This window comes from Rhizobium sp. RSm-3 (assembly GCF_001854685.1).
Taxonomy (GTDB): Bacteria; Pseudomonadota; Alphaproteobacteria; order Rhizobiales; family Rhizobiaceae; genus Rhizobium; species Rhizobium ecuadorense.
On sequence record NZ_MAWZ01000026.1, the window covers coordinates 1 to 13,243 of the forward strand.

General features: G+C 59.7%; 10 protein-coding genes and 2 pseudogenes. 9 read left to right on the top strand and 3 right to left on the bottom strand.

Annotated elements, in window-relative coordinates:
• The 8 genes and pseudogenes from BBJ66_RS21555 to BBJ66_RS21585 all read left to right on the top strand — a co-directional run.
• Positions 1-630, top strand: a 630-nt coding sequence (locus BBJ66_RS21555; RefSeq protein WP_161492682.1) for an FAD-dependent oxidoreductase, incomplete at its 5' end; no start/stop codon positions are given.
• A gap of 77 nt (positions 631-707) precedes the next feature.
• Positions 708-1,772, top strand: coding sequence for a class II fructose-bisphosphate aldolase (fba, locus tag BBJ66_RS21560; RefSeq protein ID WP_049735285.1), 1,065 nt, complete (start codon positions 708-710; stop codon positions 1,770-1,772).
• A gap of 208 nt (positions 1,773-1,980) precedes the next feature.
• Entirely contained in the window at positions 1,981-4,500 is a 2,520-nt protein-coding gene (locus tag BBJ66_RS21565) for a methyl-accepting chemotaxis protein (RefSeq protein ID WP_071089675.1), read from the top strand.
• Between the two features lie 71 nt (positions 4,501-4,571).
• A complete protein-coding gene (locus BBJ66_RS21570) occupies positions 4,572-5,237 on the top strand; it encodes an HAD-IA family hydrolase (RefSeq protein WP_274534088.1) in 666 nt (221 codons plus the stop codon).
• A gap of 131 nt (positions 5,238-5,368) precedes the next feature.
• Positions 5,369-5,763: pseudogene (locus tag BBJ66_RS33465) on the top strand (helix-turn-helix domain-containing protein); the annotation flags it as partial.
• Positions 5,764-5,772: 9 nt separating this feature from the next.
• Positions 5,773-6,033: pseudogene (locus BBJ66_RS35030) on the top strand (helix-turn-helix transcriptional regulator); the annotation flags it as partial.
• Between the two features lie 460 nt (positions 6,034-6,493).
• Positions 6,494-6,655 carry a hypothetical protein gene (locus BBJ66_RS35900; RefSeq protein ID WP_443217138.1) on the top strand — a complete coding sequence of 54 codons (162 nt, stop codon included), beginning with the start codon at positions 6,494-6,496 and terminating at the stop codon, positions 6,653-6,655.
• A 17-nt stretch (positions 6,656-6,672) separates the two neighbouring features.
• Positions 6,673-7,317, top strand: coding sequence for a universal stress protein (locus BBJ66_RS21585; RefSeq protein ID WP_443217139.1), 645 nt, complete (start codon positions 6,673-6,675; stop codon positions 7,315-7,317).
• A gap of 95 nt (positions 7,318-7,412) precedes the next feature.
• On the opposite strand, the gene BBJ66_RS21590 is transcribed toward BBJ66_RS21585, so the two are convergent.
• Both BBJ66_RS21590 and BBJ66_RS21595 read right to left on the bottom strand, forming a co-directional pair.
• The gene (locus BBJ66_RS21590; RefSeq protein ID WP_071089683.1) at positions 7,413-8,390 is read right to left on the bottom strand and encodes an ABC transporter ATP-binding protein; all 978 of its coding nucleotides are present in this window, start codon (positions 8,388-8,390) and stop codon (positions 7,413-7,415) included.
• Between the two features lie 146 nt (positions 8,391-8,536).
• Positions 8,537-9,259 carry a CBS domain-containing protein gene (locus BBJ66_RS21595; protein WP_071089686.1) on the bottom strand — a complete coding sequence of 241 codons (723 nt, stop codon included), beginning with the start codon at positions 9,257-9,259 and terminating at the stop codon, positions 8,537-8,539.
• Positions 9,260-9,669: 410 nt separating this feature from the next.
• On the opposite strand from BBJ66_RS21595, the gene BBJ66_RS21600 reads away from it, so the two are divergent.
• On the top strand, positions 9,670-11,970 hold the full coding sequence (locus tag BBJ66_RS21600) for a heavy metal translocating P-type ATPase (protein ID WP_190238039.1): 2,301 nt from the start codon (positions 9,670-9,672) through the stop codon (positions 11,968-11,970).
• 84 nt (positions 11,971-12,054) lie between these two features.
• On the opposite strand, the gene BBJ66_RS21605 is transcribed toward BBJ66_RS21600, so the two are convergent.
• Complete coding sequence (locus BBJ66_RS21605; RefSeq protein WP_071089690.1) at positions 12,055-13,230, bottom strand: acetate/propionate family kinase; 1,176 nt, start codon at positions 13,228-13,230, stop codon at positions 12,055-12,057.
• Positions 13,231-13,243: the final 13 nt, after the last annotated feature.

Below are 13,243 nucleotides of genomic sequence, written 5' to 3' on the forward strand. Positions count from 1 at the left end.
GTGCAGCAGATCACCGCCGATCGGATGATCTCTGCCGTCGGCGTTCAGGGCAATATCGAAAATCTTGGCCTCGAAGCGCTCGGAATCAAGACCGACCGCGGCTGCGTCGTCGCCGACGGTTACGGCAAGACCAATGTCGCCGGCATCTATGCGATCGGCGACGTTGCCGGCCCGCCGATGCTGGCGCACAAGGCCGAGCATGAGGGCGTCGTCTGCGTCGAGAAGATCGCTGGCCTGCCGAACGTTCATCCCACAGACAAGGGCAAGGTCCCGGGCTGCACCTATTGCAACCCGCAGGTCGCCTCCGTCGGTCTCACCGAAGCCAAGGCCAAGGAACTCGGCCGCGACATCCGCGTCGGCCGCTTCTCCTTCGCGGCCAACGGCAAGGCGATCGCGCTCGGTGAAGACCAGGGCATGGTCAAGGTGATCTTCGACAAGAAGACCGGCGAGCTGCTCGGCGCCCATATGGTCGGCGCCGAAGTCACCGAGCTCATCCAGGGTTTTGTCGTCGCGATGAACCTCGAGACGACCGAGGAAGAGCTGATGCACACGATCTTCCCGCATCCCACAGTTTCCGAAACGATGAAGGAAGCGGTGCTCGATGCCTATGGCCGCGTGCTGAACGCCTGAGGCGCGACACCAAACGCAGCAGGACCATGCGTTAAACACACAGCAAGGCGCTTTTCAGCGACAGGAGGGATTCACAAATGGCACGCATTACGCTCAGGCAGTTGCTGGATCATGCAGCGGAGGAGGGTTACGGCGTCCCCGCCTTCAATATCAATAATATGGAACAGGCGCTCGCCATCATGGAAGCTGCGGATGCGGCTCATGCTCCTGTCATCATGCAGGCATCGCGCGGCGCGCGCGCCTACGCCAACGACATCATGCTTAAGCATATGATGGACGCCGTCGTGGAAATCTACCCTCACATTCCCATCTGCGTGCATCTCGACCATGGCAACGATCCAGCCAGCTGCATGACGGCGATACAGGCAGGCTTCACCTCGGTCATGATGGACGGCTCGCTGAAAGCCGATGCGAAGACACCCGCCGACTGGGATTACAATGTCGACGTGACCAAGAAAGTAACCGAAATGGCCCATCTCGGTGGCATTTCCGTCGAAGGCGAACTCGGTGTGCTCGGCTCTCTCGAAACCGGCATGGGAGAGGCCGAGGATGGGCATGGCGCTGAAGGCAAGCTATCGCATGACCAGCTGCTGACCAATCCGGACGAGGCGGTGAAATTCGTGCGGGAAACTCGAGTCGATGCACTGGCGATCGCCATGGGGACCTCGCACGGCGCCTATAAGTTCACGCGCAAGCCTGATGGTTCGGTGCTGGCGATGAGCGTCATCGAAGAGATCCACCGCAAGCTGCCGAACATGCATCTGGTCATGCATGGGTCGTCGTCGGTTCCGGTCGAGCTGCAGGAGATCATCAACAAGTACGGCGGCCAGATGAAGCCCACCTGGGGTGTGCCGATCGAAGAGATCCAGCGCGGCATCAAGCATGGAGTGCGCAAGATCAACATCGACACCGATGGCCGGATGGCGATGACCGGGCAGATCCGCCGGATCCTGCAGGAAGATCCGAGCGAATTCGATCCGCGCAAATATCTGAAGCCGGCAATGACCGCGCTCACCAAGCTTTGCAAAGAGCGCTTCGAACAGTTCGGCACCGCCGGTATGGCGCAACGGATTACGGCTCTTCCGGTTTCGGCGATGGCGAAGCGCTATGCGTCCGGTACGCTCGATCCGTTTTTCTCTTGATTGTCATTACGGGACAAGGGGAATCCGCGGAACTTATGTTCTCACACAATAAAAATTGTCTGAAATTATAATATATCCTCACATCTTGTCCCGGCCGAATGAACATTTCCATGCCGATGGCGCGATTTGTAACACCGAAAGGTAAATTTAAGCTGTTCGTGCGATTGTGCATTAGTTCGGAGCAGCGAGTGCTTTTGGGAGGGGCGAAATGGACAGGATTCTTGCGCGGTTCAGGATTCAGACCAAAGTTATAATACTGGTTCTGCCGCTGTTGATGACGATCGTCGCGGTTGGCGCCACGGGATTTTACGCGACAGGGGTCTTGGAAGCGCGACTCAACACGTCGAATGACGTGGTCCGGCTGCTCTCAGGATTTAAGGCCGTTTATGCCGGCATTACGACGTTTCTTCGTCAGCCCGATGATGCGACATTCAAGCAAGCCTCCAATACAACTGCAGCACAGATCGACGAACTCGACCATATGGTCGAAAAGATTCCGGACGCCCAGGCTGCTGGCGAATTGCGGAAAGCGCAGCAAGCTACGCGCACGATCCTGCAGCACATCAACGAGATATGGACACTTCGACAGGACCGTTCGCGGCTGACGAACAACATTGCCACGCAACTCAACGCGCTGAATTCCCTCCAAATGGAACTTGGCAAGCACGCCTTCAAAATCGTCGCCCAAGCTGCTCAGCTTGATAATAAAAGAAAATCACGGCTTTCCGAGACGCTGGCGCTTCAATCGATTCTTAACAGCTGCGAAAATCTCAAGGCTCGACTGCGGTCGGCGGATGGCTGGTCTTTGCGTCCGGAAGGAAAAGCCGTGCGAGCATCGTTGGAAGACCTCGCACACAAACTCTCGAAATCCGACCATCTTCTCAATTCATTAGGTGTGCGAGACGGATCATTGACAGCCGAGCGGATTTTGGCGTTCCTCAACCAAATTGGGAACCAGGGAGCAGGGGGACAGCCTGAGGAGCTGGCCATCGCAAATGACTTGGCTGGTTTATCGGAAAGATTGCAGACGCAAAGTGTGGCAGCCGTCGATCAGGCCGCTGCGGATCTGAATGGTTCGAGCAGTGGCTCACTTGACGCCGACAAGGTCACGAAAAAGCTCCGTTCGATTGTGAGCAACAGCAGCGACGTAAAAATCGCCTTCGCCAGCATCCTGGGTGAACCGACTGAGGATAACGTCAAGGCGGTGGAGCGAACCCTTTTTGTCTATACGGGCGAGGTAAGCTTGCTGACCGAGTTGGTGGCAATCGATCCCTACTTCGGCGAGATCCCGGGAAAGGTGGAGGAAATCGCCGATGAGTTGCGCGACAGCGCCGCCGGACTGGAAGCCAATCGGGCAAGTGGCGAGGAGCAGTACCGCCACGCGACTGATAAAATCAACGAGATCTGGGGGCTGATGGACGCATTTGCGGACGCTCAGCGGCACATGGCATCGACCGAGCGGTCGTTGACGAATTCGGTCTCCTTGACATCGATGGCGATTGGATTTCTCGTCGCGATAGCATCAGGCGCTGCATTGGTGATCACGCTCAAGCGGCCGATCGGCTCAATCACAGACATCATGCGGCGTTTGGCCGGCGGTTCGTTGGACATTGCGATCGACGGAGACCGGCGAAAAGACGAAATCGGCGAGATGGCGCGTGCACTTGCAGTGTTCAAGGAAAACGCCGTTCAGAAGATTGCCATACAGGCGCATACGGAAGAACTCCATCGACTGGCCGAGTCTGAGCGGGACACAAACGAACGCGAACGATCCTCCACCCAGAAAAACATTGAATTGGCAGTAACGTCACTTGCGGACGGTCTCAGGAATCTGGCGGGCAGAGATCTGCGGAAAACCCTCGAGGTCCCATTTGCCGGGGATCTGGATACTCTCAGACGGGACTTCAACAGCACCGTCAGCGACCTCAGCTCGACCATGCTGGACGTCCGTGCGACGTCAGCCGAAATTCACACCAATGGCCGGCTCCTGGCGGATGTCTCAGAAGAACTCTCTCGTAGAAATGAACAGCAAGCCGGTTCGATCGAACAGACCGCGGCGGCGATCGAAGAGATCACCATAACTGTCGCGGAGGCCTCAAAGCGTGCAGCGAGTGCCGCCGACATCACACAGCGCGTCAAGCTCGAGGCCGATGGCTCGCTGGTTATCGTGGGAAATGCCATCGGTGCGATGTCCCGGATCAAGGAGGCATCCGATCGCATAACGAGCATCGTCACCGTGATCGACGGAATAGCATTCCAAACAAATCTTCTTGCGTTAAACGCTGGAGTTGAGGCCGCCCGAGCTGGAGAAGCAGGAAAGGGATTTGCTGTCGTCGCGCATGAGGTCAGAGAACTTGCCCAACGCGCCGCTGTGGCAGCGAAAGAAATCGGAACTCTTATCCATCATTCGACGACCGAGGTTGACGCGGGCGTGGACTTTGTCCATCAAGCCGGCCATGCCTTGGACGATATCGCGCTTAAGATCGGCGAGGTTTCCCGGGATGTCGGTCAGTTGGCACTCTCGAGCCAAAGCCAGGCAAAGAGCCTCAACGAGATAAACGACGCCGTTAGCACCCTGGAAAGAGTGACCCAGCTCAACGCCGCAATGGCCGAGGAGGCGGGCGCGGCCACTCGCCGGCTTGCGGAACAGGTCGACGACCTCGTCCAGTTGGTCGGGTCCTTTGCACTGAATGAACCTCCGTTAGATGATACCGAAAAGGCAGCCTAGCCGGGGTTGGCCGCCTCTCCATGGCGGCTCACCTCACAGCTCGGCGCCCTCAGACAAGGATACTTCCTCTGTTGAAACTCGATCCAAATAAGCAATTCTCGGCCTTCCTTTTCGATATGGACGGGACAATTCTGACTTCCATAGCAGCTGCCGAGCGAGTTTGGGGTGCTTGGGCGCAACGGCAAGGCCTGGATCCAGTAACGTTCTTGCCGACAATGCATGGACAAAGAGCGATCGACACCATTCATCGACTGAATCTTCCAGGCGTGGATCCGGAAATTGAAGCTTCAAAGATCACTCAAGCAGAGATCGAGGATGTTCAAGGCGTCTTCGCAATCGCCGGAGCGGCAGACTTCTTGGCTGCTCTACCTGTCGACCGCTGGGCGATTGTTACGTCTGCGTCAAAGAAGCTCGCTCAGAGGCGCCTTGAGGCCGCAGGGCTGCCCATCCCACGCGTTATCGTCACTGGCGAAGATGTCGCGCTCGGAAAACCGGATCCTCAGTGCTTTATACTGGGGGCAAAACGGCTTGGGGTCTCGGCTGCAACTTGCCTTGTTTTTGAGGATGTTGAGGCAGGAATCAAAGCCGGACGCACGGCGGGAGCGCATGTAGTGGTTGTCACCGCCGCCGGGCATGATTTCGAGTGTACCAGCAACCCAACAATAAATGACTATACAAATATCGTACCGGTGGTGTCTGCAGACGGGCTGCTATCAATCAAACCCGCCTATCCATAGTGGCAGGTCGGCATGGCTGAACTGCCGAAATAGTTCCATAATTCCCATTAGCCGCAAAGTTAGAATGTCCTGTTTCTGCAAAGTTAGAATGTCACACTCTCCCCGCTTTTTGATGACGGCGGAGATTGCGGATGGGATTGATTGCGATGAGCGAGCGTGACCTGCAGCGGATCGAGGTTTTGTCGAAGGTTGCCGACGGGCGGATGACGATGGTGTTGGCGTCGCATGTGCTTGCTCTCAGCGAGCGCCAGGTGCGGCGGCTGTTGGATCGCATCAGAACGACCGGTGCGGCATCGATCCGCCACAAGGCGATCGGCCGACCATCGAACAATCGGATCAGCACTATGCGGATTTCGGTCCGACGGTGGCCGCCGAGAGGCTTGCCGAACGCGATGGATTGTGTGTGTCGCGCGAGACATTGCGCAGCTGGATGTCGGATGCCGGCCTTTGGCTGTCGCGCAAGCAGCGGCGGACGTTTCATCAGCCGCGGTTGCGGCGCGAAGCCTATGGCGAGCTGGTGCAGATCGGGCGTGGTGCGCCGACGCCGCATCTCCTCGACAAGGCGGCCCGCGAAGTGTTCGGGTTGTCCGTCAAGGAATTGACGCTGGAGCGGCGGTTGCTGGAAGCCAAGCGCCTTTTGATGTTCACCGTCCGTTCGGTGGAAGACATCGGGCGAGAGATCGGCTTCGAGGATCCGGCCTATTTTTCCCGCTTCTTCCGTAAACGCACCGGCGAGGCGCCCGCCACCTGGCGCCGGCGCCATCTGAGGCCTGAGATAAGCCCGGCCGCCGAGTGAGCATGCGCCCTCTGGACGCAAAGCTGCTTCGATCCCGCCGACGCCGCAATCTCGGCCCCAGCCTTAAGTCCCTTCCGCGCACGCCAGTTCGTTGCACAGCGCAGAAACCGTTGGCCCGGATGGCAGTGATGATCTCCTAAATCTCGCTACCGGATCGCGCCGAACGTCAGCACCGTCCGGAAAACCGGAAGGACCGAACATGAGGCTGGCCACCCGATGCCCACTTGAAGTGATCCCGATCAGCGGAATGGCGTTTTCTCCACGATCAACAAGCTGGACAAATCGGTGATTGACTGCGATCGCGAAACACCAGAGCGCCCCGGCGTAGATGTGATTGTCTGTGCAAGCCCCTCTCTGACCGTTCGAGATCGCAAAGCTCCTTTTGAGGCATGTCAATGCGCGCCTCCCGGCAGGCTTCAAAATGCCAGCATCAGGTCCCGATCCTCATTCGGAGTAAATCATGAAACGGCATATCTTTCTTCCGCTCCTCACCTATCCGGATGCGACTTCGGAATTCATCATCTCCAATGCCGTTGCACTCGCGCACCACATGCAGGCAACACTGACCGTCTGTGCCGTGGAGATCACTATTCCCAATGTCTCCACGCGCTGTCGTCGCTGATCATCGATGCGGCGAAGATGGCGCGTGATGCGCAGGCGCTGAGCCGCAAGCGCGCCTCGGCACTGACCCGGCTGGCAGTCGACGAGGCAAAGGCGGCTTCTGTCGATGCGCGCACGCGGCAGATCAAGATTGAAGAGCCTTTCGTCGTCGAAGCGCTCGCGCAAGCGGCGCGCGCCTACGATCTCGTGCTTTTGGAATCGACCGGGATCTCGCGTCCGGTCGTCGAAGCGGTTCTGTTCGGGTCCGGGCGGCCGCTCATCCTTTATCCCTCGGCGCCTTTCGGCGGCCGGATAGATCATGTTGCCATCGCTTGGGATGGCAGCCGCGCAGCCGCTCGGGCAGCCCATGACGCCTCCATTTTCCTGGAGAAGGCTTCCAAGGTCTTCGTACTTTCCGTCATCGACGAAAAGCCGTTGGCAGATGAAACGGCCGACGATCTCGTCGAGAACCTGCTGAAGAGCGGGGTGCCGGCAGAGACGACACGAGTGCGCGCGCGTGGTGAACCGGTCGGCGAGGTGCTACAAAGCAAAGCCTTCGAAGTGCGGGCCGATCTTTTGGTGATGGGCGGCTTCGGCCATTCTCGCCTGCGCGAATTCGTGCTCGGCGGCGCCACCCTATCAATACTGACGAGCATCACCCTGCCTGTCCTGTTGTCACATTGAGAGCGTGCGGGCGATGTTCAAATCGGCTTCGGAGCAACAAGCTCCGGGATTATATCGTCGATGCCGCCTCGGCCCGCGGTAGCCGCCGCAAGTCTTCAAGCCTTCATGGCGCCAGTGGCAGTCGTCGCGTCATCAATGGACGCCCCGCTTCGCGCTTCTGGAACAGCACACGCATCGCGGATCATGGCATATTTGACCTGCGTAACCCTCAGATCGCGGTACCAATCGATAAGTTCTCCCCACGGATCTCTGATCTTGGAGAGCCCGGAAATGAAGGCGACGACGGTTCCGATCTCCGTCTTGCCGGTGACGACATAATAGCTGCCGAGCGCGAAGATGCCGGCGTAACCCAGCTGCGTCATCAGGTTCATCATGAAATTCATCGTGAACTTGATCTTGTAGATGCTCATGTTCAGGGAAAAGAGCCTCTCCACCCGGGCGCCCTGGGCATCGAGCGCATCATTCGTTGCCACATGCCGAACCATGCTTTGGCTGACATGACGCATGACGGTGATCTTGGTTTCGACCCGGCGGTTGATCGCCGTTTGCATCAGTGGCACGAAACCGACCTGCGGAAGAAAGACGACGGCGACGGCAAGCGCCATCAGGGGCTGCAGGAAGATCATGTAGCCGCCGACCGCTATAAGGATGCCGGCCTGCAGCAGCGGCTCCGAGATGCTGGTGCCGACGAAACCGCCGACCGGTTCGGCCTCGGCAATGATGATCGAGAGCTGCACGCCTTCGGCAACGGCATCGATGGGAGCCCCGCTCGAGGGTTCCGAGGCGGCAAGCGCCGACTTGCGCAGCCAGCGGACCGCGACCTCGCCAACCCAGCCACGGTAGATGTTCAACAGCAATTTGGTCAGACCTTCCAGAAGGACAAGGCCGAGATAAGCAAGGACGAGGATCAGGATGGTCTGGTAGGGGGTCGCATCTGTGGCGGCGTTGATGATGCGCCTCTGGACTTCCAGCGGCGCGGTGGCGGCGAGAAAGAGAACAACAGAAAGAGCCGCGATCGCGATCTGGTGATGGCGGCCCATCAGGAACACGAAACCGAACAGACTTTTCGGCATTTCAGCGTCCCGGCCTCGTGTTTGCGCTTCGAAGATATTCGGCAGCGCCTCGGCTCTGCCGCCACGGCGACCTCACCGAACCGGAACGGCCGGCACCATTGCGAATGACGGGCGAGGGATGTCCCATGGTTTGTCTCCCTGAAGTTTCAAGCCTGTCTGGCCTCTGCGTCCGGTGGCGGAAGCGCTATGCCGTAGTAGGGATCGACCCAGACGAGGAGATCCCTGACCGACGTGACGCCCGGCACATTCTCGGCCGCGATTTTTGCGGCAAGACGCTCGCGTTCATCGAAAATCGTGCCAGTCAGTTCGGCAACGCCGTTGGCGACATGGCAGTGGATGAAGCCATTGCGGCTCCAGCTCTGCTTTGCCAGTTCGGCCTCGATCGCCGCCTGGACCTCTGCATCGCTGGTGGAAGCCGAGGTGGGCGGCAGGGCCTGCGAGAGTGCCCGCAGCACGTCGGAGCGGGCGAGTATGCCGATGAGCCTGCCATCGGCCACGACGGGAAGGCGCTTGATATCCTGGCGCTCCATCAATCTGACCGCATCGGAAATGGCGGCTGTCGGCGCAATTGCGCTGACCGGCGAGGTCATCACTTCCTCGACCCGTCGCCCATGGGTACGAACATATTCGTCGGCAATCTTTCCGGGGCTGGCCAGCCACTCGAGGAGCCATGGGCGTTTACGCTCGGTGTTCAATTCGCTGCGGCGCAGGAAATCGCCTTCGCTGACGATGCCGACGAGCGTTCCGTTGGCGTCGACGACCGGCAGGCCGCTGATCCTGTTGTCGAGCATCAGTTTGGCGGCTTCCGCAATGGAAGAGGACGTCGCTACGGTGATCGCCGGCGCAGTCATGATGGTTTGAACGAGCATTTTCGACTCCATGACGAAGTGGACACCGCATCACGTCTATGAGCGCGGTGTACCGAAATCTTTGAACGGGCCGGCCGTTACCCGAGCCGACGGAACCAAGGTAGCGCGCTGCAGGCGGACCGCTTTGATCGGCGTCAAATATGGCCTTGCAATCGGTGCAGGTTTTGGAATGAACTCTCCGCGGAAATACAGGTGCTGCTGACTGATGCCGCACGCCGAATGTGCTCCCCGGGGCTCACTTTCCGGCCTCTTCTTGATTTGGCTCAAACATTCTCCTCCGCAGGAGGAGCATTCTCAAGGCTCAACGGGTCTGCGACGCCTGCATGGCGCCGGCGTGGCCTTTTTAGCGCACGCCGAAGATGGCTTGCCGGCGCGTTCTGCACATCGGTCTCGGGCAGGAGAAATACCGCATGCTGATACGGGGTTGGCGTGGCGCAAAAACATGGATGCTGCCCCTGGTCACATTGGCGCTGGTCGCCGGTGGGCTCGCCAGATTGGCTGGGCAACCGCATGTTGCCACGCAATTGTGGACGACGGGAACGGCGGTTGTCCTTGCTGCCCTCCTGATCGATGTAGGGATCAGCCTTCACAAGAAAGAATTCGGCCTCGATCTCATCGCGGCGCTGGCGATGGGCGGAGCCATTATTTTCGGCGAGTATTTTGCCGGAATTATTGTTGCGCTCATGTTTACCAGCGGGCAGTTCCTGGAGAACTTTGCCCAAAACCGGGCGGGCCGGGAGATGACGGCGCTGCTCGGCAGGGTGCCGAACACCGCAGCCCGTTATGAATGCGGCCGCATCCAGGACGTCGCCTTGTCGGCCATCGTGCCCGGCGATCGCATTCTTGTCCGCCGCGGTGAAGTTGTTCCCGTCGATGGCATCGTTGCCGGGAATGCCGCTGTGCTCGATGAATCCGCCCTGACGGGCGAGGCGCTGCCGGTGCGGCGAAAATCCGGGCAGGCGGTGATGAGCGGCTCAACGAATGCCGGCGATGCTTTCGACCTGCAGGCGACGCGTGCCGCGGCGGGCAGCACCTACGCGGGAGTCATCCGGCTGGTCAAGGCGGCACAGGAGAACAAAGCGCCGATGGTGCGGCTGGCCGCCCGGTTCGGCATGCTATTCCTGGCTCTGACCTTGGCGATCGCGATATCCGCCTGGGCATTCACCGGAGATGCGACGCGGGCCCTGGCCGTCATTGTCGTGGCGACACCTTGTCCGCTGATACTGGCCGTGCCGGTCGCCATCGTGTCCGGCATCTCCCGCTGTGCGAAGAAAGGCATCCTGGTGAAGGATGGCGGCGCTCTTGAAGCGCTTGCGGCCGCAAGGACCGCTCTCCTCGATAAGACGGGAACGTTGACCGACGGCCGTGCGCGGCTGATTGAGATAAAGGCGCGCGGCGATCTCGACGCACTCGAGGTCCTCAGACTGGCGGCGTCGCTGGATCAGAGCTCTCCCCATGTGGTGGCGCAGGCTCTCGTGACCGCGGCCCGCGGGCGAGGGCTCGTGCTCGACACGCCCTCGGATGTGCGCGAGGCTCCCGGCTCCGGGTTGACGGGCCGCGTCGGCGGGCATGACGTTCTGGCCGGCGGATGGAACTTCGCGAGTGCGAAGCTTCAAAATTCGGACTTTCGTGAAGAAATCAAAAACTGGATACGGCGCGACGGAACGGTCGCGGTCATCGTCGCAATCGACGGCGCGCTGGCCGGAGCCATTCTGCTGGCTGACCAAATTCGTCCGGAAGCCGGTTATGTGCTGCGGCATCTGCGGGACGCCGGCATCGCGCGCATTGTCCTTGCGACCGGCGACCGCGCCGACCTCGCTGAAGATGTCGCCGCCTTTGTCGGGGTCGATGAGGTCATCAGCGAAATGAAGCCCGAAGATAAGACGATCGCCGTGCAGAAGGAGCAAGCAAGAAGCCGCCCAGTCCTGATGATCGGTGACGGCGTCAACGATGCGCCGGCGCTTGCGGCCGCCGACGTCGGCATTGCCATGGGTGCGCGGGGGGCCGCTGCCTCATCCGAAGCAGCGGATGTCGTGATCCTGGTCGACCGGCTGGACCGGCTGGTCGACGCCATCCACGTCGCGCGACGGTCGCGCAGGATTGCGCTGCAGAGCGTCTATGCCGGCATGGCCCTCTCGATGGCAGGTATGGTCGCGGCCGCACTTGGTCATCTGACACCGGTGGAAGGAGCGCTTTTTCAGGAAGCGATCGACGTCGTCACCATCATGAATGCGCTACGCGCCCTTGGCCCGCCTTTGTCGTTTGGTACCGCATCCGCTCGACTGAGCAACGAAGACCTGCTGCAATTGGAGGCGGAACATGCGGCTCTGGCTGATGTCATCGACGACATCCGCATCACAGCGGATCGCATACATCGCCTCCCCAGCGAGCAGACAAAAAACGAACTCGAAAAGCTAGATCGCGAACTCCGTGAGCGCCTGCTTCCACACGAGAAACAGGATGAGAAGGTTTATGCGCGACTGCGCCAGCACAGGGCAGCACCCGACGTTCTGGCCGGCATGAGCCGGACTCACATGGAGATCCAACGGCAGATCCATAACCTCAGCGATGTGTGCAAGGCGTTTGCCGCCGAGGTGCCGACAGATGCGCAGCTCTATGAGGTCCAGCGACTGCTGCACGGCCTGGAGGCTATCACGCGCCTTCATTTTGCGCAGGAAGAAGAAATCTACCGCTCGCTGGAAGCCGGTTGAACAATCTTGCCACAGTCGATACGGAGCGGCGAAAGTTCGGCTCATTCCGCCATGCCGCTTGCGAAAGTTCGTTTCCCCGAATCGTCAGAGACCGTGTCTGCCAATAACGGCAAGCGCTTCGTCGGCTATCACCTGCTCCTCGTCGGTCGGAATGACGAAGGCAGTTATCGCGCTGTCCCGAGCACTGATGACCGTCGCGTTCGCCTTGTTGGCAGGCTCGCTGAGGTCGAGGCCCATCCACGCGAGATGACGTGCCACGCCCTTCCGGACTTCCGGCTGATGCTCTCCGATACCGGCGGTGAAGACGATGGCGTCGACGCCGCCGAGCGACACCGTCAGCCTGCCTATCTCGCCGGCGATCTTGAAACAGAAGAGGTCCAACGCTTCCCGCGCCGCCGGGTGGAAATCGTCGACGAGCACCCGCACGTCTCCACTCACGCCGGAGACGCCGAGCAGGCCGCATCTGTGGTAGAGGAAATCTTCGAGCCGGTCGGCGTCATGGAATTCGTTGCGGAGAAGATGGATCAGGGCGCCCGCATCGATCGATCCCGGGCGGGTGGCCATGGGTACCCCGTCGAGCGTGGAAAAGCCCATGCTGGTATCGATGCTGACGCCGTCCACCATCCCGCAAAGGCTCGCACCGCTTCCCAGATGCGCGCATACGACCCTGCCGCTGCCGACATCGGGAGCGATTTTTTTGAGCTTTTCAGAAACGGACTTGTAGGAAAGTCCATGGAACCCATACCTGCGGATTCCCGCTTCATGCATTTCGCGCGGAATCGCGAAACGTGCGGCAAGACGATATAGAGATGTGTGAAACGCGGTGTCGAACGACGCGGTCTGTGGCACATCAGCATATGTCGCCCGAACAGCGCGGATCACCTTCAGAGCCGGGGGCAGGTGCAGAGGCGCCAGTGGCACCAGATCCTCGATCCGTGCCTGAATATTCAAATCCAAGAAAACAGGCCCGGTGAAGGTCAAACCCCCATGAACAATGCGATGCCCGACCACCGTCGGCGCTGAACCTTGCGGCAGGAGCCGGGAGAGGACCTCGGCAATCAAAGCCGGACCGACTTCCTGGATATCTGGCAAGTCGGCGTCATGAGGCTCACCGGCGATCTCGCAGTCGAGGCGGCTCTTTTTATCAACAGTCGCCGCACCTCTGGCCAGCGGCCGGGCAGCGCCACCGGCACCAATCTCGAAGACGCCGATCTTCAAGCTTGAGGATCCGATATTGAAGGTAACTGCAATTCTGCTCATGGGACCTCCCGCA